19 protein-coding genes and 1 pseudogene are annotated in these 22,210 nt (G+C 70.2%); 14 read left to right on the forward strand and 6 right to left on the reverse strand.

The window, feature by feature from the left end:
• Positions 1-167: 167 nt before the first annotated feature.
• From G6N56_RS26240 to G6N56_RS26260, 5 genes and pseudogenes are all read left to right on the forward strand, one after another.
• Positions 168-662, forward strand: a complete 495-nt coding sequence (locus G6N56_RS26240; RefSeq protein WP_085253826.1) for a MarR family winged helix-turn-helix transcriptional regulator — start codon at positions 168-170, stop codon at positions 660-662.
• A gap of 774 nt (positions 663-1,436) precedes the next feature.
• Entirely contained in the window at positions 1,437-2,429 is a 993-nt protein-coding gene (locus G6N56_RS26245) for a sulfate ABC transporter substrate-binding protein (protein WP_408632717.1), read from the forward strand.
• Positions 2,426-3,319 carry a sulfate ABC transporter permease subunit CysT gene (cysT, locus tag G6N56_RS26250; protein WP_085253825.1) on the forward strand — a complete coding sequence of 298 codons (894 nt, stop codon included), beginning with the start codon at positions 2,426-2,428 and terminating at the stop codon, positions 3,317-3,319. The genes G6N56_RS26245 and cysT overlap by 4 nt, the downstream gene beginning before the upstream one ends.
• A complete protein-coding gene (gene cysW, locus G6N56_RS26255; protein WP_085253824.1) occupies positions 3,316-4,134 on the forward strand; it encodes a sulfate ABC transporter permease subunit CysW in 819 nt (272 codons plus the stop codon). Before cysT ends, cysW begins: the two co-directional genes overlap by 4 nt.
• 16 nt (positions 4,135-4,150) lie before the next feature.
• Positions 4,151-5,227 (forward strand): annotated as a pseudogene (locus tag G6N56_RS26260) (sulfate/molybdate ABC transporter ATP-binding protein).
• A gap of 210 nt (positions 5,228-5,437) precedes the next feature.
• Here the strand turns inward: G6N56_RS26260 and G6N56_RS26270 are convergent.
• The 4 genes from G6N56_RS26270 to G6N56_RS26285 form a co-directional block, all read right to left on the reverse strand.
• Positions 5,438-6,787, reverse strand: coding sequence for a TIGR01777 family oxidoreductase (locus G6N56_RS26270; protein ID WP_085256951.1), 1,350 nt, complete (start codon positions 6,785-6,787; stop codon positions 5,438-5,440).
• A gap of 10 nt (positions 6,788-6,797) precedes the next feature.
• Positions 6,798-8,051 carry a glycosyltransferase family 4 protein gene (locus G6N56_RS26275; protein ID WP_085256952.1) on the reverse strand — a complete coding sequence of 418 codons (1,254 nt, stop codon included), beginning with the start codon at positions 8,049-8,051 and terminating at the stop codon, positions 6,798-6,800.
• Positions 8,052-8,143: 92 nt separating this feature from the next.
• Positions 8,144-9,715 (reverse strand): 1,4-alpha-glucan branching protein domain-containing protein, encoded by a 1,572-nt coding sequence (locus G6N56_RS26280; RefSeq protein ID WP_085256953.1) that lies wholly within the window; start codon positions 9,713-9,715, stop codon positions 8,144-8,146.
• Positions 9,712-10,536: a class I SAM-dependent methyltransferase gene (locus tag G6N56_RS26285; RefSeq protein WP_085256954.1), complete on the reverse strand. Its 825-nt coding sequence runs from the start codon at positions 10,534-10,536 to the stop codon at positions 9,712-9,714. The genes G6N56_RS26280 and G6N56_RS26285 overlap by 4 nt, the downstream gene beginning before the upstream one ends.
• A gap of 281 nt (positions 10,537-10,817) precedes the next feature.
• Here G6N56_RS26285 and G6N56_RS26290 point away from each other — a divergent pair, with 281 nt between their 5' ends.
• Complete coding sequence (locus tag G6N56_RS26290) at positions 10,818-11,609, forward strand: electron transfer flavoprotein subunit beta/FixA family protein (protein ID WP_085256955.1); 792 nt, start codon at positions 10,818-10,820, stop codon at positions 11,607-11,609.
• 35 nt (positions 11,610-11,644) lie between these two features.
• Complete coding sequence (locus G6N56_RS26295) at positions 11,645-12,601, forward strand: electron transfer flavoprotein subunit alpha/FixB family protein (RefSeq protein WP_085256956.1); 957 nt, start codon at positions 11,645-11,647, stop codon at positions 12,599-12,601.
• 59 nt (positions 12,602-12,660) lie between these two features.
• On the opposite strand, the gene G6N56_RS29560 is transcribed toward G6N56_RS26295, so the two are convergent.
• Positions 12,661-12,792 (reverse strand): hypothetical protein, encoded by a 132-nt coding sequence (locus tag G6N56_RS29560; protein WP_264020691.1) that lies wholly within the window; start codon positions 12,790-12,792, stop codon positions 12,661-12,663.
• 211 nt (positions 12,793-13,003) lie between these two features.
• Here G6N56_RS29560 and G6N56_RS26300 point away from each other — a divergent pair, with 211 nt between their 5' ends.
• The 4 genes from G6N56_RS26300 to mnmA are packed head-to-tail and all read left to right on the forward strand — an operon-like array spanning position 13,004 to position 16,958.
• Complete coding sequence (locus G6N56_RS26300; RefSeq protein ID WP_085256957.1) at positions 13,004-13,852, forward strand: GNAT family N-acetyltransferase; 849 nt, start codon at positions 13,004-13,006, stop codon at positions 13,850-13,852.
• Positions 13,852-14,670: a lysophospholipid acyltransferase family protein gene (locus G6N56_RS26305; protein WP_085256958.1), complete on the forward strand. Its 819-nt coding sequence runs from the start codon at positions 13,852-13,854 to the stop codon at positions 14,668-14,670. Before G6N56_RS26300 ends, G6N56_RS26305 begins: the two co-directional genes overlap by 1 nt.
• Positions 14,671-14,703: 33 nt before the next feature.
• Positions 14,704-15,885 (forward strand): cysteine desulfurase family protein, encoded by a 1,182-nt coding sequence (locus G6N56_RS26310; RefSeq protein ID WP_085256959.1) that lies wholly within the window; start codon positions 14,704-14,706, stop codon positions 15,883-15,885.
• On the forward strand, positions 15,882-16,958 hold the full coding sequence (gene mnmA / locus G6N56_RS26315; protein WP_142280715.1) for a tRNA 2-thiouridine(34) synthase MnmA: 1,077 nt from the start codon (positions 15,882-15,884) through the stop codon (positions 16,956-16,958). The genes G6N56_RS26310 and mnmA overlap by 4 nt, the downstream gene beginning before the upstream one ends.
• On the opposite strand, the gene G6N56_RS26320 is transcribed toward mnmA, so the two are convergent.
• Entirely contained in the window at positions 16,955-17,590 is a 636-nt protein-coding gene (locus tag G6N56_RS26320) for a sensor domain-containing protein (RefSeq protein ID WP_085256960.1), read from the reverse strand. The two genes, mnmA and G6N56_RS26320, sit on opposite strands and share 4 nt — an antisense overlap.
• Positions 17,591-17,676: 86 nt before the next feature.
• Here G6N56_RS26320 and G6N56_RS26325 point away from each other — a divergent pair, with 86 nt between their 5' ends.
• The 3 genes from G6N56_RS26325 to G6N56_RS26335 all read left to right on the forward strand — a co-directional run bounded on the left by G6N56_RS26325 (position 17,677) and on the right by G6N56_RS26335 (position 22,210).
• Positions 17,677-18,690: a uroporphyrinogen decarboxylase/cobalamine-independent methonine synthase family protein gene (locus G6N56_RS26325; RefSeq protein ID WP_085256961.1), complete on the forward strand. Its 1,014-nt coding sequence runs from the start codon at positions 17,677-17,679 to the stop codon at positions 18,688-18,690.
• Between the two features lie 63 nt (positions 18,691-18,753).
• Positions 18,754-20,838 (forward strand): NAD-dependent DNA ligase LigA, encoded by a 2,085-nt coding sequence (gene ligA / locus G6N56_RS26330; protein ID WP_085256962.1) that lies wholly within the window; start codon positions 18,754-18,756, stop codon positions 20,836-20,838.
• Between the two features lie 127 nt (positions 20,839-20,965).
• Positions 20,966-22,210 (forward strand): glycosyltransferase, encoded by a 1,245-nt coding sequence (locus tag G6N56_RS26335; protein WP_085256963.1) that lies wholly within the window; start codon positions 20,966-20,968, stop codon positions 22,208-22,210.

Raw genomic sequence — 22,210 nt, forward strand, 5'->3', positions numbered from 1 at the left:
TATTGAAAGGAATCGTGCATCCCCCGTCGCCGGCCTTTTCGCCCGCGCAGCGCCGGCGTCAGCGCGGCCGGGGACGAGGGTGCTCCGATCCCGCCGCTGTGCTTTTCACCAAGTTAAACGTTAACCAACTGAAATAATTCGTGTATCCAAGATATGCTGGTCGGGTTATGGACGCTGAGGAGCAGCGCTGGGGGCGAGACGCCCTGGAGTCGCTGATCTCGGCCGACCTGCGGGAGATTTCCACCGAATCCGACCAGATCGGCCGGCTGTTCGCGGTGTCGCAAGACTTAAGGCCCAACGATTTCCGCGCCCTGCTGCACATCATGGTTGCCGAGACCGCGGGCCGCCCGATGACGTCGGGTGATCTGAGCCAACGGATGGGACTGTCTGGGTCGGCCATCACCTACCTGGTGGATCGGCTGATCGAATCGGGTCACCTTCGGCGCGACTCCCACCCGGACGACCGGCGTAAGGTCATTCTCCGCCACGGGGACTCGGCTCTGGCCACGGCGCGCTCGTTCTTCAGCCCGCTGTCCACGCACACGCGCGCCGCTCTACAGCACTTCCCGGATGAGGATCTGCTGGCCGCCCACCGAGTGTTCGCCGGGCTGATCGCCGCGATGAGGGACTTTCAGAATGAACTTGGCCACCCGCACGCCTGACGTGGTGTTCGATACCAGCGGCGCCGGTCGACAGGGTGAGGGCGGGTGACGGTTTGCGGGACGCACCGCCCCGCCTAGTACCGCTCGAGCGCACCGGCCGTCGGCGGGATCCGCCAGCCGCGCCCCGCCGCCTTTCCGTCACCGTGACTTTTACACCGGGGCGTCCCCCCCGGGCCCGAACGCGTGCCGACCACCGTGCGAGGCGCGCGCGGGCGGGACGACGCGTCCGTCCGCCGACCGCTGACGTGTCGCTCAACCTCCGCGCTGGGCCGAGGGTGCCCCGTCGGGGTTGCTGAGTGGGCGTGCAGGCCGTCCACCTGTGGATTTGGCGTCCCACCCCCGCGTGACGCGCCCGGCGGTGACCCGCGGCTGGGTCACAGCGTTGGACGGCTTGCGCCGCAAGGCCATCGAGCCGGCGCCCCGCGCTCACCGGACGGACGTTACACCGGGGTAAACCGGTCCCCGGGGAGAACTCATCGCTGTGCCGTCAGGGTGCGTGCGGTCGCTCGTCGCGTTGCTGACAGATCGCGGAGAGGCTTAGGCTTCCGGCCATGTACGAGACATCTCCGGTTCACGGGTGCCCTGTCTTCGTGCGTTGTTGTCGCTGACTCTCGAGCCGTGCAGCGGTCCGGTATGGAGTCGGTGGATTCCCGTCGGGGTCTCGATGCCTTCCTGCGCAGCAACGGAAGAAGTCCATAAGTCCGCACGGGAAGGCCACCATTGTCCAACTACATCGGGGACAGCGGGAACGCGTCGGTCGCGCGGCGCGTCGCCGTGCTCGCCGTGCTCGTCGGTGTGGCGGCGGCCTGTCAGGGAGGGGCCGCCGACACCGTGGGCGGTGGCGGACTGGCCAAGGGCAACACGAAGATCACCCTCGTCGCGTACTCGGTCCCCGAACCGGGCTGGAGCAAGGTGATTCCGGCGTTCAACGCCTCCGAGGAAGGCAGGGGCGTGCAGGTGATCACGTCGTATGCGGCCTCGGCCGACCAGTCGCGTGGCGTCGTGGAGGGCAAGCCGGCCGATATCGTCAACTTTTCCGTCGAGCCCGACGTCACTCGATTGGTCAAGGCGGGCAAGGTTTCTGCCGACTGGGATAAAGACGGCACCAAGGGTATCCCGTTCGGGTCGGTGGTGACGCTGGTGGTGCGCAAAGGCAATCCGAAAAACATCAGAGACTGGGATGACCTGCTGCGACCGGGAATCGAAGTGATCACGCCGAGCCCGCTGAGTTCCGGTTCGGCGAAATGGAATCTGCTGGCCCCGTACGCCGCGAAGAGCGGCGGCGGTGCCGATGCCCAAGCGGGCATCGCGTACATCAGCAAGCTGGTGAGTGAGCACGTCAACCTGCGTCCCGGGTCGGGGCGGGTCGCCACCGACGTCTTTGTCGAGGGCAGCGGCGACGTGTTGATCAGCTACGAAAACGAGGCGATCGCGGCCGAACGGCAGGGCAAGCCGGTCGAACACGTCATTCCGCCGCAGACCTTCAAGATCGAGAACCCAGTGGCGGTGGTGAGTACCAGCCCGCATCTGGATGCGGCGGTCGCGTTCAAGAACTTCCAGTACACCGCTGCGGCGCAGCAGGTTTGGGCGCAGGCGGGTTTTCGGGCGGTCGATCCGGCCGTTGCGGCCAAATTCCGCGACCAGTATCCGGTGCCGGTAAAGCTGTGGACGATCGCCGACCTCGGGGGGTGGGCGGCGGCGGATCCACAGCTCTTCGACAAGAGCACCGGCAGCATCACCAAGATCTACCTGAAGGCCACCGGATGACGACCGCTATCATTCCCGATCCGGAGGCGATCCGCCCCGAACTCGTTCAGCCGGGCAGTGAACTCGAGCGGGCCCTGCCCGTCGTGTCCTCGCCCAGCCCGCCGGTCGGCACGTCACTTCGGGTCGGCGTGGCGACGCTGTGGCTTTCGGTGATCGTGCTGTTGCCGCTCGCCGCCATTGCCTGGCAGGCGACCGGCCATGGCTGGCAGGCCTTCTGGTTGGCGATCACGTCCCATGCCGCCATCGAGTCGTTTCGGGTGACGCTGACGATCTCCGTTGTGGTCACCCTTGTCAACGTCGTGTTCGGTCTGATGACCGCCTGGGTGCTGGTGCGGGACAACTTCATCGGGAAAGGCGTGCTCGACGCGATCATCGACCTGCCGTTCGCGCTGCCGACCATCGTCACCAGCCTGGTGATGCTCGCGCTGTACGGCAAGAACAGTCCGGTGGGCCTGCACCTGCAACACACCCCGCCGGGGGTGACCGTGGCGCTGGTGTTCGTCACATTGCCGTTAGTGGTGCGCGCGGTTCAGCCGGTGCTGCTGGAAATCGATCGGGAAGTCGAAGAGGCGGCGGCCTCACTGGGCGCCACCGGCCCCAGGATATTCACGTCGATCGTGCTGCCCGCGCTGACCCCGGCGCTGCTGTCCGGCGCGGGTTTGGCGTTCTCGCGGGCCATCGGCGAGTTCGGTTCGGTGGTGACCATCGGGGGCGCGGTGCCGGGCAAGACCGAGGTGTCGTCCCAGTGGATACGAGCCCTGATCGAGAATGACGACCGTACCGGCGCCGCAGCGATATCGATTGTGCTGTTGTCGATCTCGTTCACCGTGCTGCTCATGTTGCGGATCGTCGGCGGCCGCGCGGCCAAGCGTGAGGAGAAGGCCGCATGACATCGTTGCCCTGGGTTCGCTACCTCACCCGCTACGCCGTGGTGGGCTATATCGCCGTGATGCTCGTCGTTCCGGTGACGCTGATCCTGTGGCGGACCTTCCGGCCCGGGCTCGGTCAATTCGTCGACTGGATCAGCACCCCGGCCGCGATCTCGGCGCTGAACTTGTCGCTGCTGGTAGTGGCCATCGTGGTACCCCTCAACGTGGCCTTCGGCATACCTACATCCTTGTTGATGGCCCGCAACCGCTTCCGCGGCAGGGCCGTCCTGCAGACGATCATCGACCTGCCGTTCGCGGTGTCGCCCATCATCGTGGGCGTGGCGTTGATCGTGCTGTGGGGGTCGGCCGGCGCGTTCGGCTTCATCGAGAACAATCTCGGCTTCAAGATCATCTTCGGCGTGCCCGGCATCGTGCTGGCCAGCATCTTCGTCACGCTGCCCTTCGTGGTGCGCGAGGTTCAACCGGTGCTCGTGGAGTTGGGGACCGAGCAGGAGCAGGCGGCGGCCACCCTGGGTTCGGGCTGGTGGCAGACCTTTTGGCGGATCACGCTGCCGTCCATCCGCTGGGGGCTGACCTACGGCATCGTGCTGACCACCGCGCGCACCCTCGGCGAGTTCGGCGCCGTGATCATGGTGTCGTCCAACCTGCCCGGGGAATCCCAGACGCTCACGCTGCTGGTCAACGACCGCTACAACCGGGGTGCCGAGTACGGCGCCTACGCCTTGTCGACGCTGCTCATGGGCGTCGCCGTGGCCTTCCTGGTTGTGAAGGTGATCCTGCTCGTTCGCCGGGCGCGAGCGAACGCCCCTGCCTGACAAGGAGAGTGACGCAATGACCGAAACCGATACCGATGGCACCCCTCACGCCATCGTGGTGCGTGATGCCTATAAGCATTACGGGGATTTTGTTGCGCTGGATCATGTGGATTTTGTGGTGCCGACGGGGTCGTTGACGGCGTTGCTGGGTCCGAGTGGTTCGGGTAAGTCGACGTTGTTGCGGGCGATCGCGGGGTTGGATCAGCCTGACAGCGGGACGGTGACCATCAATGGTCAGGACGTGACCCGGGTGCCGCCGCAGCGGCGTGGGATCGGGTTTGTGTTTCAGCATTATGCGGCGTTCAAGCATTTGACGGTGCGCGATAACGTGGCTTACGGGTTGAAGATCCGTAAGCGACCCAAACCGAGTTAAGGCCAAGGTGGATGAGTTGTTGGAAGTGGTGGGGCTGAGCGGGTTTCAGCGGCGTTATCCCAATCAGTTGTCGGGTGGGCAGCGGCAGCGGATGGCGTTGGCGCGGGCGATGGCGGTCGATCCGCAGGTGTTGTTGCTTGATGAGCCGTTCGGTGCGTTGGATGCCAAGGTGCGTGAGGATTTGCGGGCGTGGTTGCGGCGGCTGCATGACGAGGTGCATGTGACGACGGTGTTGGTGACCCATGATCAGGCAGAGGCGTTGGATGTGGCCGATCGGATCGCGGTGCTCAACAAGGGCGCATCGAGCAGGTGGGTTCGCCGACTGAGGTGTATGACTCGCCGGCGAGCACGTTTGTGATGTCGTTTCTGGGTGCGGTCTCCGAGCTCAACGGGGCGTTGGTGCGCCCGCACGACATCCGGGTGGGCCGCAAGCCCGATATGGCCGTTGCCGGGGGTGATGGGACCGCGGAGTCCATCGGGGTCGTGCGTGCCACTGTCGACCGGGTGGTCGCGCTGGGTTTCGAGGTGCGGGTGGAGTTGACGAGCGCGGCCACCAAGCGGCCGTTCACCGCCGAGATCACCCGCGGCGACGCCGAGGCGTTGGCCCTGCGCGACGGCGACACCGTCTACGTCCGCGCCACCCGGGTGCCGCCGATCGGGCGCCAGGTAACGCGACGAGACGTCCCTGCTTACGTAGACGCCTCGCTGACGTCCGCGTGAACTTCGACGCCGGGCGCAACCGCGACGCCCGACGGGCAGGGGGGCTCAAAACCCTTGATCTGGCGTAGGGCTCGTTTCCGCTGGCCATCAACACCGCACCCGGTGTGAAGCTCTCGCCGCGGTGGCTCGCTGAACTGCGGGCCAGCGCCTACGAGCGCAGCCGCGACGGCAGAGACGCGGACTGAGTTCCGATGCCGAAGCGGATCGGCCCTAGCGGCCGAGCAGGTGACGCAACGCCTCGTCGAGCTGCGGTTGGCGGAACCGGTGCCCGGCCGAGGTCAGCTTGCGGGGCAGCGCGCGTTGACTGGCGCACGCCAGTTCGCGTGCGCCCTGCGCGCCGAGCAACAGCCGCGGCCCCAACGCCGGCACCGGCAACACCGCGGGCCGGTGCAGGACCCGCGCCAGCGTCTGTGTGTACTCGCTGTTGCGAACCGGTTGCGGTGCAACGGCGTTCACCGGTCCCGACAGCGCGGTGTCCCACAGTGCGCGGTGATAGATGTCGACCAGGTCGTCGATCCCGATCCAGGACAGCCATTGCCGGCCGTCCCCGAGCCGGCCGCCGAGGCCGGCGCTGAACAGCGGGCGCATCAGCCGCAGCGTGCCGCCGCGGGGGGACTGCACTATGCCGGTGCGCACCCGCACCACCCGCGCGCCGGCCCGCTCGGCGGGCGCGGCCGCGTCCTCCCATTCCGCGACGACGTCGGCCAGGAAGCCGTCGCCGCGAGTGCTGTCCTCGGCGAGGGTTTCGTCCCCGCGGTCATACCCGTAGTAGCCGATCGCCGAGGCGCAGATCAGCGCCGGGGGCCGCGGACCGGCGCGCCCCGCCAGCTCGGCCAGCCGGCGGGTCGGACCAATCCTGCTGTCGCGGATGGCTTTTCGATGCTTCGCGGTGAACCTTCCGCCGATCGAGGCGCCAGCCAGGTGGATGACCGCGTCGACGCCGTCCAGCAGCTGCGGGTCGGGGTCGTCGGCGTCCCACCGTCGCTCGTCGTTGCCGTTCGCCGCCCCGCGGACCAGCCGGATCACCCGGTGGCCACCGGTGCTCAGGAACGCGGTCAGCGCGGATCCGACCAGTCCCGACGAGCCGGTGACGGCGACCGTCGCGGCGGTCAACCCGTGCTCGGCCGCCAGCCGATGGGCGGCCAGGTCGTCGGCCAGCTGGCGGTGCCGGTAGACGAACATGGGACGCAACAGCCACCCGGGCACCGGCGTGTCGACCCGGTCGATGACCCGGGTCCGGTCGCCGCCGACGTCTTCGAAGTCGTGGGTGTGCCGCCAGCTCGCGGCCATTCGCGCCGGCAGCGCGGCCGGGCCGTCGCCGCCGATGGCGTCGACGAAGCGCCGCGGCGGGTCGTAGCCTTCCGGCTGGTGGACGGCGACCCACCGCAGCCCGCCGGGCAGCGCCAGCGTGGCGCGCCCGTCGCGGAGCGAGGTGGCCTCGGTCAGCAACCGCATGGGCTGCCAGGGCGGCGACAGCCGGGTGAATGCGCCGGGCCTGGAGTGCCAGGCGAACACGTCCGCGATCGGCGCGTCGACGACGCTGGAGAATTCGAGCCCCATCGCTGCAACGTTAGCGGTCCGGCAGCGCGTGCTCGGCGATGGGCAGTCGCGGCTGCGGCTGCCGCTCGCCGCGCTTGGCGGCCAGGTACACCTGCGCGGTTTCCGCGGCCACGGTCTGCCAGTCGAAGGCCGACGTCAGCCGTTGGCGGGCGGCGCGGGCCCGTCGCTGGGCGGCGTCCGGGTCGTCGAGGACCCTCCGCACCGCCGAGGCCAGCGCGCTGACGTCGCGGGGCGGACACGACACTCCGGTGTGGCCGTCGATCACCGCCTCGCCCAGACCGCCGATGTTGGACGTCACCAGCGGCGTGCCGGCGGCGGCGGCCTCTAGGGCGACGATCCCGAACGGCTCGTAATGGCTGGGCAGCACCGCCGCGTCGGCCCGGTGCAGCACGGCCAGCAGCTCGGCATGGTCGAGATGGCCGACGAACCGAGTCGCCTTGAGCACCTTGTGCTTTCGGGCCTGCTCCACGAGCCACTCCTGCTGGGTGCCCTCGCCCGCGATGGTCAGCATGGTGCCCGGGTGGGTGCGTCTGATGCGGGGCAGCGCCGCGATGGCGTCGTGCACGCCCTTCTCGTACTCCAGGCGCCCCAGGTAGAGCAGTTCCGCCGGACCCGTCCGCGGCCGGCGGGCGGCAAAGGTCCACCGCGCCGCGTCAATACCGTTGCGGATCACCGTGATTCCCGCCAGCCCGGGGCCGAACAGCTCGGTGACCTCGTCGGCCATCGACGCCGAACACGTGATCAGGGAATCGGATTCGCGCACCAGCCACGACTCGAGCGCGTGCACCTGACGGCTGATCGGACCGCTGACCCAGCCGGAATGCCGGCCGGCCTCGGTGGCGTGGATCGTGGAAACGACGGGCACATCGTAGAACTGGGCGAGGGCGATCGCGGGGTGGGCGACCAGCCAGTCGTGCGCGTGGACGACGTCGGGACGCCACGGTCGGTTGCGGCCGGGGGTCTGCGGGGATTTCAGCGACATCCCGGCGCGGATCATGGCGTGGCCCATCGCCAGCGCCCAGGCCATCATGTCGGTACCGAAGGTGAATTCGTGCGGGTCGTGCGCGGCCGCGATGACCCTGACGCCCTCGACGACCTCGTCGGTGGTGGGGTGCGTGCTCGCGTCGGTGCCCGCCGGGCGGCGCGACAGCACGACGACATCGTGGCCGGCCGCGGCGAGTGCGGTCGCCAGGTGGTGGACGTGGCGGCCCAGGCCGCCGATCACGACCGGCGGGTACTCCCACGAGACCATCAGGATCTTCACGCGTTATCCCTCTACGGCCCGAGCGTCCCGAAAATGCCACGCCCAGCGGCGTGTCGCTGTGCCGACACGGTCGCTCGCGGGCGAAGCGCAGATCACCGGGGCAACCTACGCGCGTCCAGGGCGCCGAACAGGCCGTCGGCGCGGTTCCAGCCGTCGGCCAGCCGCTGCGCGGTGTCGCGCCGGCCCGACGCCAGGGCCCCGGCGATCTCGCGCATGGCGTGGGCGTGCAGGTGCGCCCGGTACCGGGCGTAGTCGGCGGCCGAGTCCTTGCTCACCATGAAGGGCCAGTCGCTCGAGACGGTGAGCAGGGTCTCGCGCAGGATCTGGTCGGCGACGCGGTCGCGGGGGAGCGGCCCGTCGGTCTGGGACAGCGCCTTGTCGACCGTGCTCAGCGCCGTGTCGACGACCTCGGCGTTGAGCTGGACGAGGTCGGCCACCTGCTCGCCGGCCCACACCTGCCAGTCCTTGCCCGAACCCCACGAGCTGGGCGGCAGCGCGACGGCGTCACCGACGAACCCGTCGTCGATCGCGTCGCGCAGCGTGCCGACCCGAACCCCGGCCTCGGGCAGCGCACGCATCACCCGCTGCAGCCACGTGGGCCCCTCGTACCACCAGTGGCCGAAGAGCTCGGTGTCGAAGGCCGCGACCACGTGGGCCGGCCGACCGATGCGTTCCGACTCCGACCGCAGCCGGGCGCGGACCACCTCGACGAAGTCGGCCACGTGGGCGTCGACGGCGCGGTCGGCACGCTCCGGGTCGTAGGGCGCCTTGCCCTCCGAGGCCACGTTGCGGCCGGTCACCCGGGCCGGCTTGAGTCCGGTGAGGTGGTCATACGTGTGGAAGTCGCGATACGCGGCGTGGCCGGGATAGCCGGACCTCGGCGACCACACCCGATAGCTGACCTGCAGGTCGCGGCCGAACGCCACCACGTCGGTGTTCCCGACGGGCCGGCCCAGGGCGGTGTCGCCGTGCAGCGACGGGCCGTCGACCATGAAGTGGGTGACCCCGGCGGCGGCGTAGTCGTGTTCCATGCCCGGGGCGTAGGCACATTCCGGCGCCCAGATCCCGGTCGGGCGCGATCCCAAGCGCAAGTGCGCGTCGGCCAGCCCCTCGTGCAGCGCGAACTCGCGCAGCCTGGGGTTCAGCAGCGGCTGGAAGGGGTGGGCCAGCGGCCCGCCGAGCAGCTCCACGGTGCCGGCGTCGAGCAGGCCGCGCAGCAGCGGGCTCGCGCCGTGCCGCCACAGGGTGGCGAAGTCGCCCAGCGTCCGGTCGGCCAGAGCGCATTCCCGAACGCCGAAGGCCCGCAAGGCTGCCGGTGTGCAGGACTGGTAACCGGCCGACTTCGACCCACGGGCCGACCGCACGCTCGCGGCCTCCTCGGCGCGCAATCGCCAGTTGGCCAGCCAGTGGTGCATGCCGTCGAGGCAGTACGGGTCGTCGAGTTGGGCGTTGACCACCGGGGTGACGCCGAGCGTGAGCAGGCCCGACCGGCCCTCGTCGGCCAGGGTCTGCAACACCCCCATCAGTGGCAGGTAGGCCCCCGCCCAGGACTGGTAGAGCCATTCCTCGCCGACCGGCCAGCGGCCGTGATGGGCCAGCCACGGCAGGTGCGTGTGCAAAACGAGGGTGAAGAGGCCCGGCACGCGGTCCCCCGCCACGGTCACGGCGCCACCGCGATCGCGATGAGGTCCAGGCTGTCGTCGATGTTGCGACCCGCGCCGTTCTCGACCAGCTCGAAGTCGTCGGTCGTCACCGCGGCGACGTCGGCCGCCAGTTGGGGCGACCAGGGCGCGTCGGCCACCGCCCGCTCGATCTGCGCGTCGATGATCGAGCCGCCGTGGCGCGCATCCATTTCTCGCAGCCGGGCGCCGTGGTGCAGGCCGCTCACCGTCACCCCGGTGAAGCCCGCGTCCACCAGCAGTTGCCTGAGTTCGTCGGCGTTCAGTTCGCGGGTGTGGAACGGGTTGATCGGGGTGTCGCGGCCCGGGGAGAAGGTGATCCGGTTGGGGGTGGACACCATCAGCAGCCCGGACGGGCGCAGCACGCGGGCGCATTCGGCCACGAATTGTGGCTGGTCCCACAGGTGCTCGATGACTTGGAAGTTCACCACAATATCGACCGACGCGTCGGGCAGCGGTAGCTCGGCGAGGTTGGCCCGCATCACCTCGACCCTGGGGTAGCGAGCGCGGACATGGGCCACGGTGGTCTCGTCGTAGTCCACGGCGACGACCCGGCGGGCGACACCGGCGATCAGGTCGGCGCCGTAGCCCTCGCCGCAGCCCGCCTCGAGCACCTCACGGCCGGCGCAATGGGGGGCCAGCCGTTGGTAAACGACCTGGTGGCGGCGGAACCAGTAGTTCTCGATGTCCACATCGGGGATGGTGCGTTCGCCCGTCAGTATCAACCCGGCCGCGGCCTGCGCGGAGGCCCCCGGCGCGGCGTTGCCGGGGAGGGTCTGGGGAACGTCGGGGACGAATGCGCTCATTGCATAGGCAGGCTAACGCGAAGTGACGGAATAGCGAACCGGGAAGCGGCCAGCCCGGGATTCACGAGGCGGGCGGGCTGCAAGAACGTGCCGCCCGGCGACGATGCCCTCCGCGGGAGCGGAGGGGGAGGAGGCGGGCAATACGTGCAGGACGGTTCGCTATGGTGTGGAGGCAGACCGCACAAAGTTACCCGGTAGTAACACGCCCGTGCGTGCCAAACGTGTACCGAGATCCCGCAGTCGAGACTGCGGGACTCTTTCGAGGAGGACGAACCACACTCATGACGAACATCGTGGTCCTGATCAAGCAGGTCCCGGACACCTGGTCGGAGCGCAAGCTGTCTGACGGCGACTTCACGCTGGACCGCGAGGCCGCCGACGCCGTGCTGGACGAGATCAACGAGCGCGCCGTGGAAGAGGCCCTGCAGATCCGCGAGCGGGAGGGCGGGGAAGGTTCGGTGACCGTGCTGACCGCGGGTCCCGAGCGCGCCACCGAGGCGATCCGCAAGGCGCTGTCGATGGGCGCCGACAAGGCCGTCCACCTCAAGGACGACGGCATGCACGGGTCCTGCGTGGTCCAGACGGCGTGGGCGCTGGCCCGGGCGCTGGGCACCATCGAGGGCACCGAGCTCGTCATCGCCGGCAACGAATCCACCGACGGCTCCGGCGGCGCCGTGCCGGCGATCATCGCCGAGTACCTGGGCCTGCCGCAGCTGACCCACCTGCGCAAGCTGTCCATCGAGGGCGGCAAGGTGACCGGTGAGCGCGAGACCGACGACGGCGTCTTCAGCCTCGAGGCCACCCTGCCCGCGGTGGTCAGCGTCACCGAGAAGATCAACGAACCGCGCTTTCCGTCCTTCAAGGGCATCATGGCCGCCAAGAAGAAAGAGGTCACGGTGCTGACCCTGGCCGAGATCGGGGTCGAGCCCGACGAGGTCGGGCTGGACAACGCCGGGTCGAAGGTGCTGTCGTCGACGCCGAAGCCGCCGAAGACCGCGGGTGAGAAGGTCACCGACGAAGGCGAAGGCGGCAGCCAGATCGCGCAGTACCTGGTCGGCCAGAAGATCATCTGACACTGATCCCAGACACGAGAAGAGCGAACTGAACCATGGCTGAAGTACTCGTGCTCGTCGAGCACGCCGAAGGCGCACTGAAGAAGGTCACCTCCGAGCTGATCACCGCCGCCCGCGCGCTGGGCGAGCCGGCCGCCGTCGTCGTCGGCAAGCCCGGCACCGCCGCGCCGCTGGTCGACGGGCTCAAGGAGGCCGGCGCCGAGAAGATCTACGTCGCCGAGTCCGACGACGCGGAGAGCTACCTGATCACCCCGGTGGTCGACGTGCTGGCCTCGCTGACCGAGTCCAACTCGCCCGCCGCGGTGCTGCTCTCGGCCAACGCCGACGGCAAGGAGATCGCCGGCCGGCTGGCGGCGCGGATCGGGTCGGGCCTGCTGGTCGACGTGGTCGGCGTCAGCGAGGGCAACAAGTTCGTGCACTCCATCTTCGGTGGCGCGTTCACCGTCGAGTCGCAGGCCAACGGTGACACCCCGATCGTCACCGTGCGCGGCGGCGCCATCGACGCCGAGCCGCAGGCCGGCGCCGGCGAGCAGGTCACCATAGAGGTGCCGGCCCCGGCCGAGAATGCCACCAAGATCACCTCCCGCGAGCCCGCCGTCGCCGGTGACCGCCCGGAACTGACCGAGGCCACGATCGTGGTCTCCGGCGGCCGCGGCGTGGGCAGCGCGGACAACTTCCACGTTGTCGAGGAGCTGGCCGACTCGCTCGGCGGCGCCGTCGGCGCGTCCCGCGCCGCCGTCGACTCCGGCTACTACCCGGGCCAGTTCCAGGTGGGCCAGACCGGCAAGACGGTGTCTCCCCAGCTCTACATCGCGCTCGGCATCTCCGGGGCGATCCAGCACCGCGCCGGCATGCAGACCTCGAAGACCATCGTCGCCGTCAACAAGGACGAAGAGGCGCCGATCTTCGAGATCGCGGACTACGGCGTGGTGGGCGACCTGTTCAAGGTGGCCCCGCAGCTGACCGACGCGATCAAGCAGCGCAAGGGCTAAATCTCCCTAGAGATATCCCCTCGCCGCGATCAGCCGGTCAGCGTCCGGTCGATGCGCCGCTACGCCAGCCCGGTGTGCGGCTCGCCGAGTTCGGCGCGGTCGACGGTCCTCTTAGGGGCCGACTGGCCGAGCCGACGCTGCTGCTCGACCACGTCGTCCAGCACGGTGAGCCGCCCGGGGCCGGCCTTCACACGTACCGTTGCCCACGCGACATCGCCCGCCACCGCGACCCGTGGGGGCGGCGGCGTGCCCGGCGGACGCCCTCCCGTCGGCCAGCGTTCACGTCTGCATCACAGTCCGGTTGAATCTCACCGATTTCGGCCTCATTTCGTCATCTGACGTGCATCGACACGTCACAGCGTCGATGCCGACTAGCTCATCGATTGCGCGACGTTGTTTTGCATGAGCATCGCTTCTGTCCTCATACCCAGCGAGAAGCCGGCCGACGCAGCGAGCAACCCATCCGGCGGACCGCACTATTCGTTGTTGCTGTCGACGGACCCCGGAATGATCGAGGCGGCGCAGCGCCTGCGCTACGACGTGTTCACCAGCACGCCCGGCTTCGAGCTGCCGGCCGCCGACGGAGCGCGCATCGACGTCGACCGGTTCGACGAGTTCTGCGACCACCTCCTGGTCCGCGACGACGACACCGGCGAACTGGTGGGCTGCTACCGGATGCTGGCGCCCGCGGGCGGCATCGCGGCCGGGGGGCTCTACACCGAGACGGAATTCGACCTTCGCGCGTTCGACACGCTCAGGCCGGCCCTGGTCGAGATGGGCCGCGCGGTGGTGCGGGATGGTCACCGCAACGGCGGCGTGGTGCTGTTGATGTGGGCCGGCATCCTCGCCTACCTGGACCGCTACGGCTACGACTACGTGACCGGCTGCGTCTCGGTGCCCATCGGCGACGAGTCAGACGGCGAGACCCCCGGCAGCCAGCTGCGCGGCGTCCGCGACTTCGTCCTCAGCCGCAACGCCGCCCCGCCGGAGTACCGCGTGCGGCCGTACCGGCCGGTGCGCGTCGGCGGGCGCGCCCTCGACGACATCCCGGCCCCACCGCGGCCCGCGGTGCCCCCGCTCATGCGCGGCTACCTGCGCCTCGGCGCGCAGGTCTGCGGCGAGCCCGCCCACGACCCCGACTTCGGGGTGGGGGACTTCTGCGTGCTGCTGGACAAACGACGCGCCGATACGCGCTATCTCAAGCGGCTGCGGTCGGTCTCGGCCGCGGCCGACATGGTGGGCGGTGCCTGATGAGCGTCGCCGCCCACTCCTGGCTGCCGCGCGCGACCTGCGACGGCAGCTGCGTGCGTGTCGGCCCCGCATCGCCGAGGTGGCGGGTGGCGCTCCGGATGACGCTCCGCGTCATGTTGGCGCTGCTGTTGGTGCCGGTGGTGCCGTTGGCGCTGGTGCCCCTGCCGGGTCAGGCGCGGGTGCAAAAGTTGTGCTGCCGGGTGATGCTGCGCTGCTTCGGGGTCAGGATCAGCGTGTCGGGAAGTCCGATCCGGAACCTGCGCGGGGTCCTGGTGGTAAGCCCGCACATGTCGTGGCTGGACGTGTTCGCCATCGGGTCGGTGCTGCCCGGGTCGTTCGTGGCCCGCGCCGACCTGTTCGGCGACCTGGCGGTGCGCCTGCTCAAGATCATTCCCATCGAACGCGCGAACCTGCGGCGGCTGCCCGGGGTGGTCGAGACCGTCGCGCATCGGCTGCGCTCGGGTCAGACCGTGGTGGCGTTTCCGGAGGGCACCACGTGGTGCGGGCTGGCCTGCGGGTCGTTCTATCCGGCGATGTTCCAGGCCGCGATCGATGCCGGTCGTCCCGTGCAGCCGCTCCGGTTGACGTATCACCACGTCGACGGTTGCGTTTCGACCGCTCCGGCTTTCGTCGGGGACGACACCTTGTGGCGGTCGATGTGCCGGTTGCTGGCCGTACCCCGCACCCTGGCGCATGTTCACGTGGAATCTCTGCAGCTGCCGGGTACCGATCGGCGGGCGCTGGCCCGTCGTTGCCAGTCGGCGGTGGGCGTGGGGGTGCCGCAGCGCCCGGGTCGCCGCCACGTGCTGGTGGGTTAGCCGACTAGACCTGCAGGTATCGTGGGGCGCGTCATGGTCTACCTGGATCACGCCGCCACTACCCCGATGCACCCCGCCGCCGTCGAGGCGATGACGGGCGTGCTGGGCACCCTCGGCAACGCCTCCTCGCTGCACACCAGCGGCCGGGCGGCGCGGCGGCGCATCGAGGAATCCCGCGAGCTGATCGCGGCCAAGCTGGGCGCGCGGCCGTCCGAGGTCATCTTCACCGCGGGCGGCACCGAGAGCGACAACCTCGCGGTCAAGGGCATCTACTGGGCCCGCCGGGATGCCGAGCCGCGGCTGCGGCGCATCGTCACCAGCGAGGTCGAGCACCACGCTGTCCTGGATTCGGTGCAGTGGCTCGCCGAGCACGAGGGCGCCGAGGTGACCTGGCTGCCCACCGCGCCGGACGGCTCGGTGTCGGCGGCGGACCTGCGTGCGGCGCTGCAGGCCCACGACGACGTCGCGCTGGTGTCGGTGATGTGGGCCAACAACGAAGTGGGCACCGTCCAGCCGGCCGCCGAGTTGGCCGCCGTTGCAGCCGAATTCGGCGTTCCCATGCACAGCGACGCCGTGCAGGCGGTGGGCCAGTTGCCCGTCGGCTTCGCCGCCAGCGGACTGTCCGCGATGAGCGTGGCAGCCCACAAGTTCGGCGGCCCGCCAGCCGTGGGGGCGTTGCTGCTGCGCCGCGACGTCGCTTGTGTGGCGCTGTCGCACGGCGGCGGGCAGGAGCGCGACATCCGTTCCGGCACACCCGATGTCGCCGGCGCCGTGGGCATGGCCACCGCAGCCCAGATCGCCGTGGACGGGCTGGAGGCCAACGGGGCGCGGCTGCGGGCCCTGCGCGACCGACTGATCGACGGGGTGCTCGCCGGCATTGACGACGTCAGCCTGAACGGCGCGCGCGACCCGCACCGACTTCCCGGCAACGCGCACTTCACCTTCCGCGGCTGCGAGGGTGACGCGCTGTTGATGCTGCTAGACGCCAACGGCATCGAGTGCTCCACCGGATCCGCCTGCACCGCCGGTGTTGCGCAGCCGTCACATGTGCTGATCGCCATGGGCGCCGACCCGGCCAGCGCCCGCGGGTCGCTGCGACTCTCCCTGGGACACACGAGCGTCGACGCGGACGTGGACGCTGTATTGCGGGTGCTGCCCGCGGCCGTGGATCGGGCCCGGGGTGCCGCCCTGGCCGCCGTGGGGGCAGTGAAGTGAAAGTCCTCGCCGCCATGAGTGGCGGCGTCGACTCCTCGGTCGCCGCCGCCCGGATGGTCGATGCCGGGCACGAGGTCGTCGGCGTCCACCTGGCGCTGTCGGCAACGCCCGGCACCTTACGCACCGGATCGCGGGGCTGCTGTTCGAAAGAGGACGCCTCGGACGCGCGCCGGGTCGCCGATGTGCTCGGGATACCCTTCTACGTCTGGGATTTCGCGGAGCGGTTCCAGGCCGACGTGATCGACGATTTCGTCGATTCCTACGCCCGCGGGGAAACGCCGAACCCCTGCGTGCGGTGCAACCAGCGGATCAAGTTCTCGGCGCTGTCGGCGAAAGCCTGTGCGCTGGGCTTCGATACGGTGGCCACCGGCCACTATGCCCGGCTGTCCGAGGGTCGGCTGCGCCGCGCCGTCGACCGGGACAAGGATCAGTCCTACGTGCTGGCCGTGCTCACGGCCGAGCAGCTGCGCCGCGCCGCGTTCCCGATCGGCGATACCCCCAAGCCCGAGATCCGCGCCGAGGCCGCCCGCCGCGGCCTGGCGGTCGCCGACAAGCCCGACAGCCACGACATCTGCTTCATCCCCTCCGGTAACACCCGGGCCTTCCTCGGTGCGCGCATCGGCGTGCGCCGCGGCAGCGTTGTCACCGCGGACGGCGCCGTGCTGGCCAGCCACGATGGCGTGCACGGCTTCACGATCGGGCAGCGCAAGGGCCTCGGTATCGCCGGGCCCGGTCCCGACGGGCGCCCCCGCTACGTGACCGCCATCGACGCCGCGACCGCGACCGTGCAGGTGGGGGACGCGGCCGAGCTCGACGTGCACGGGCTCGTCGGACGTTCCCCGGTCTTCACCGGCGGCACCGCGCCCGTGGGCCCCGTCGAGTGCCTGGTCCAGGTGCGGGCCCATGGCGAAACGGTCGGGGCCGTGGCCGAATTGGTCGGCGACGAGCTTGTCGTGCGGTTGCGCGCCCCGCTACGCGGCGTCGCGCCCGGCCAGACCCTGGCGCTCTACCGGCCGGACGCCGACGGCGACGAGGTGCTCGGCAGCGCCACCATCGTCGGCGCGGGACGCTAGGCCGGCACGTTCGCGGCGATGTTCGTCATGACGATGTCGGAGACGGATTGCGGGAACCCGCAGAACGTGACCTCCAGCAGAGCCACGGACAGGACGCGGTAGTCGCGGCCGCAACCGCCGGGGCCCAGGTGCAGCGTGTTCGCCGCGGCGTTCCAATCGCCGACCAGCAGCTGGCCGGTGGAGTCGCCCGCGCAATTGCCGACGGTCGTCACCAGGTTGCCGAACGCGCCGCGGGCGGTGTCGACGTCGCGGTAGGTCGCCGCGCCCTCGGAGATGAGCGCCCCGTCGGGCGGGTCCTGGAAGGTGGTCTTGTGGAACTCTTCGATGTCGGGCCCGAACGTCGCCGTCTCCGCGTAGAGGAACCGGCATTCCCGCGGCGTGGCCTCCGCGAGGGCGTCGATGTCGACGGGATTGATGCCGTCCATCGACGGGATGATGTTGAGGTGTTCGCCGGCCCCGGTGATCGCGCGCATGCGCGACTGGTCCAGCAGGATGGTGTCGACGTTGACGCCGTGCACCACCTTACGGTTGGCCCCGTACCCCGGCAGCGCCGTTCCGTCCACCACCCGGGTGCACCCCGCCGTGAGCAGCACCGCGCCGCACCACAGCAGCGGCCGCGTGAATCTCGCCATGTGCCACACCCTTCTTGGCTTGAAGCTACTCGCTGTACCCACCCCTCGCGACCGGCGTCCGACGTGGCGTCGAATACGGTTGCCCGGTGAGTGTTTTCGCGACCGCCAGCGGCATAGGCTCGTGGCCCGGCACCGTAGCGCGCACCGCCGCCGAAATCGTCGTCGGAGAATTGGCGGGCGCGCTGGCCCACCTCGTCGAGCTGCCCGCCAGGGGAGTGGGCGCCGACACCCTGGGCCGGGCCGGCGCGCTGCTGGTGGACGTCGCGATCGACACGGTGCCCCGCGGGTATCGGATCGCCGCCCGGCCCGGGGCGGTGACGCGGCGGGCCGTCAGCCTGCTCGACGAGGACATGGACGCGCTGGAGGAGGCCTGGGAGGCGGCGGGGTTGCGTGGCGGCGGGCGGCCGGTCAAGGTGCAGGCGCCCGGGCCGATCACCCTGGCCGCCGGGCTCGAACTGGCCAACGGGCACCGCGCGATCACCGACCCGGGGGCGCTGCGTGACCTGGCCGCGTCACTGGGGGAAGGCGTCGGCGCGCACCGCGCGGCGCTGGCCCGTCGGCTCGAGACGCCCGTGGTGGTGCAGCTCGACGAACCGTCGCTGCCGAGTGCTCTGGGCGGCCGGTTGACCGGGGTCACGTCGCTGAGCCCGATTGCGCCCCTGGACGAGGCGGTGGCCGAGGCGCTGCTGGACACCTGCGTCGGGGGCGTGGGGACCGAGGTGCTGCTGCACAGTTGCGCCCCCGAGTTGCCGTGGAATCTGTTGGCGCGCAGTGGTATTGGCGCGGTGTCGGTAGATGCGGGCACGCTGCGGGCGGCCGACCTGGACGGCGTCGCGGCCTTCGTCGAAACGGGCCGCGCGGTCATGCTCGGCGTGGTCCCCGCCGCGGCTCCCGAGCGGCGCCCCTCGGCCGAAGAGGTGGCCGGTGCGGTGGTCGCGGTGACCGATCGCCTCGGCTTCGGCCGGTCGGCCCTGCGGGACCGGATCGGCGTCACCCCGGCGTGCGGCCTGGCCGGCGCGACGACGCAGTGGGCCAGGACCGCGATAGAGCTCGCCCGCACGGCGGCCGCCGCGTTCGCCGACGACCCCGACGCCATCTGACGCTCGGTTCGCCCCAGATGCCCGCGCCGGGGGGCTGTCGTCGCCCTTAGATAGCCTGCGGAGGTGAGCCCTGCCGAAGCCGACGAGGCACCGCCCGAGGTGCGGCGCCACTGGCAGGAACTGGCCGCCGAAGTCCGCGAGCACCAGTTCCGCTACTACATCAAGGACGCGCCGATCATTTCCGACGCCGACTTCGACACGATGTTCAACGAACTGCTCGCGCTGGAGGACCGCTACCCGGAGCTGCGGGCGCCGGACTCCCCGACGCAACTGGTCGGCGGCGCGGGCTTCGCCACCGACTTCACCTCGGCCGAACACCTCGAGCGCATGCTCAGCCTCGACGACGTGTTCGACCGCGACGAGCTCGCCGCCTGGAGCATTCGGGTCGAGAACGAGATCGGCCGTGACCCCGATTACCTGTGCGAGCTGAAGATCGACGGGGTGGCCCTGTCGCTGGTGTATCGCGACGGCCGGCTCGAGCGCGCCGCGACCCGCGGTGACGGCCGCGTCGGCGAAGACGTCACGCTCAACGCGCGCACCATCGACGACGTGCCCGAACGGCTCGCGGCCAGTGCTGACTTCCCGGTCCCCGGGCTATTGGAGGTGCGCGGCGAGGTGTTCTTCATGCTCGCCGACTTCGAGGCGCTGAACGCCAGCCTCGTCGAGGAAGGCAAGGCGCCGTTCGCCAATCCCCGCAACAGCGCCGCCGGGTCGCTCCGCCAGAAGAACCCGGCCGTGACCGCCCGGCGCAAGTTGCGGATGATCTGCCACGGCATCGGCCGCACGGAAGGCTTCGCGCCGAAAACCTTGCACGAGGCGTACACGGCGCTGCGCTCGTGGGGGTTGCCGGTGGCCGAGGAGACCGCCCGGGTGCGCGGACTGGCCGCCGTCGAGGACCGGGTCACGTACTGGGGCGAGCACCGCTACGACGTCCCGCACGAAATCGACGGCGTCGTAGTCAAAGTCGACGACGTCGCGCTGCAGCGCCGGCTGGGGACGACGTCGAGGGCGCCGCGGTGGGCGGTGGCCTACAAGTACCCGCCTCAGGAGGCGCAGACGGAGCTGCTGGACATCCGGGTCAACGTCGGACGCACCGGGCGGGTCACGCCGTTCGCGTTCATGACACCGGTGAAGGTCGCCGGGTCGACTGTCGGGCTCGCCACCCTGCATAACGCCGCCGAGGTCAAGCGCAAGGGCGTGCTGATCGGTGACACCGTGGTGATCCGCAAAGCCGGCGACGTGATCCCGGAGGTGCTCGGCCCCGTCGTCGACCTGCGTGACGGCACCGAACGCGAATTCGTCATGCCCACAAGCTGTCCCGAGTGCGGCACCCCGTTGGCCCCGGCCAAGGAGGGCGACGCCGACATCCGCTGCCCCAACGCCCGGTCCTGTCCGGCGCAGCTGCGGGAACGGGTATTTCACGTCGCCGGCCGCGGGGCGCTGGACATCGAGGGGCTGGGTTATGAGGCCGCCATCGCGCTGCTGAAGGCCGGCGTGATCGCCGACGAGGGCGACCTGTTCACCCTCACCGAGGACGACCTGCTGCGCACCGATCTGTTCCGCACTAAGGCCGGCACGCTGTCGGCCAACGGCAAGCGCCTGCTGGCCAACCTCGACCAGGCCAAGGCCGCGCCGCTGTGGCGGGTGCTGGTGGCCCTGTCGATCCGCCACGTCGGACCGACGGCCGCCCGCGCCCTGGCAACGGAGTTCGGCAGCCTCGACGCCATCGTGTCCGCGTCCACCGAGGAGCTCGCCGCGGTGGAGGGCGTCGGGCCGACGATCGCCGCCGCGCTCGCCGAGTGGTTCACCGTCGACTGGCACCGTGCGATCGTCGACAAGTGGCGGGCCGCCGGCGTGCGGATGGCCGACGAGCGCGACACCAGCGTGGCCCGCACACTGGAGGGATTGACCGTCGTCGTGACCGGCTCGCTGGCCGGGTTCTCCCGCGACGACGCCAAGGAGGCGATCATCGCCCGCGGCGGCAAGGCCGCGGGCTCGGTGTCGAAGAAGACGGACTACGTCGTCGCCGGCGACTCGCCGGGCTCAAAGTACGACAAGGCCATCGAGTTGGGGGTCCCGGTGCTCGACGAGGACGGGTTCCGCACGTTGTTGGAGCAGGGCCCGCCGGCCGCTCCGGCGGCGGAGTGACCGCTCTCAGTAGCATGGGCGGCGCGACTACTTGACCTTTCCTGCGGGGGTGGGGCAGACAGGGCGGTCGTACGTCGTAGCCGATTGCCGCTGGGCACTTTTCACCGACTTTTCGAGAGGCTTTTGCATGCATGTCGCTCTTTTCACCGATCTTCACCCGGACAGCCTCGGGGGGACACAGGTCTCGGTGGCCACCCAGCGTCGCGCCCTGGAGCAGTGCGGGCACCGGGTGACGGTGTTCACGGCGCCGCTGCCCAAGACGGCCGACCCCGACCCGGGCGTCGTCGAGCTGAAGCCGGTGCCGGTGATCGCCCCGCTCATGCGCAGGCTGGGCAGGCACGACGACTTCATGTTCGTGTGGCCGTCCAAGGTCAACCGCGCGGTCATCGACGAGGCGTTCCGCACCCGCGAGCCCGTCGACGTCGTGCACACCCAGGGCGACCTCGGGGTGGCGGTCGCGGGGGTAGAAGCCGCGCGCCGGCACGGCATTCCGGTGGTCCAGACCAAGCACACCCGCTTCGACGTGTACTTCGAGCAAGCCACCGCGACGCCGCTTCCGCTGGCGGTGCTGTTCGCCCAGATGCAGAAGCGGCACCTGTCCCGGGAGTTCAACCTGACCCGCGTGAAAGAGGGCCTCGCATCGCGCCTGGCCTGGCGCCTCATGGTGGCGCACGCGCAGGCGGTGGACCACGAGATCACCCCGACGAGGCACTTCGCGCGGTCCCTGGCCGGGCGCGGGGTGAGCCGGCCGATCTCGGTCGTCTCCAACGGCGTCGACGACGACGTGATCGACCGCGCCCGCGCGGCCCGGGTCACCCCCGCCGCGGACGGCGACCCGCTGCGCCTCATCTGGTGCGGGCGGCTGTCGTCGGAAAAGCGCATCACGGCGGCGGTCGAGGCGGTTGCCCAGGTGGATGGCTGCACGCTGGACATCTACGGTGACGGCCACCTGGTGCCCGCCATCCGCAAGACGATCGAATCCGCCGGCCTCGGCGAGCGGATCCGCCTGCGCGGCCGGGTGGACCGCGAGGACTGCCTGGTCGCGATGAGGTCGAGCGACGCCCTGCTGTTCACGTCCTACGATTTCGACACCCAGGGCCTGGTGCTGCTGGAGGCCGCCGCCATGTCGCTGCCGATGATCTACTGCGACCCGGCGCTGGGCGAAACGGTCCCCGAAGGCGGCGGCGTCCTCACCACCAGCCCGTCGCCCGCCTCGCTCGCCGCGGCTATCCGCGCGCTCGTCGCGGATCGCGCCAAACTGCGCGAGATGACCGACGCTGTCGCCGCGCGCCGGGACGCCGGCCGGCAGTCGCTGCAGACCGAGAAGATCGTCGCCATCTACAACAGCCTGCTGGACCGGGTGCCCGCGTAG

The sequence above is a fragment of the Mycobacterium saskatchewanense genome (assembly GCF_010729105.1).
GTDB lineage: Bacteria > Actinomycetota > Actinomycetes > Mycobacteriales > Mycobacteriaceae > Mycobacterium > Mycobacterium saskatchewanense.

What these genes read in the sequence shown, in the direction of transcription:
- G6N56_RS26240 (WP_085253826.1), top strand. Translation starts at nt 168, where the DNA reads ATGGACGCTGAGGAGCAGCGCTGGGGGCGAGACGCCCTGGAGTCGCTG.
- cysT (WP_085253825.1), top strand. Translation starts at nt 2,426, where the DNA reads ATGACGACCGCTATCATTCCCGATCCGGAGGCGATCCGCCCCGAACTC.
- cysW (WP_085253824.1), top strand. Translation starts at nt 3,316, where the DNA reads ATGACATCGTTGCCCTGGGTTCGCTACCTCACCCGCTACGCCGTGGTG.
- G6N56_RS26270 (WP_085256951.1), bottom strand. Translation starts at nt 6,787, where the DNA reads ATGGGGCTCGAATTCTCCAGCGTCGTCGACGCGCCGATCGCGGACGTG.
- G6N56_RS26285 (WP_085256954.1), bottom strand. Translation starts at nt 10,536, where the DNA reads ATGAGCGCATTCGTCCCCGACGTTCCCCAGACCCTCCCCGGCAACGCC.
- G6N56_RS26290 (WP_085256955.1), top strand. Translation starts at nt 10,818, where the DNA reads ATGACGAACATCGTGGTCCTGATCAAGCAGGTCCCGGACACCTGGTCG.
- G6N56_RS26295 (WP_085256956.1), top strand. Translation starts at nt 11,645, where the DNA reads ATGGCTGAAGTACTCGTGCTCGTCGAGCACGCCGAAGGCGCACTGAAG.
- G6N56_RS26300 (WP_085256957.1), top strand. Translation starts at nt 13,004, where the DNA reads ATGAGCATCGCTTCTGTCCTCATACCCAGCGAGAAGCCGGCCGACGCA.
- G6N56_RS26305 (WP_085256958.1), top strand. Translation starts at nt 13,852, where the DNA reads ATGAGCGTCGCCGCCCACTCCTGGCTGCCGCGCGCGACCTGCGACGGC.
- G6N56_RS26310 (WP_085256959.1), top strand. Translation starts at nt 14,704, where the DNA reads ATGGTCTACCTGGATCACGCCGCCACTACCCCGATGCACCCCGCCGCC.
- G6N56_RS26320 (WP_085256960.1), bottom strand. Translation starts at nt 17,590, where the DNA reads ATGGCGAGATTCACGCGGCCGCTGCTGTGGTGCGGCGCGGTGCTGCTC.
- G6N56_RS26335 (WP_085256963.1), top strand. Translation starts at nt 20,966, where the DNA reads ATGCATGTCGCTCTTTTCACCGATCTTCACCCGGACAGCCTCGGGGGG.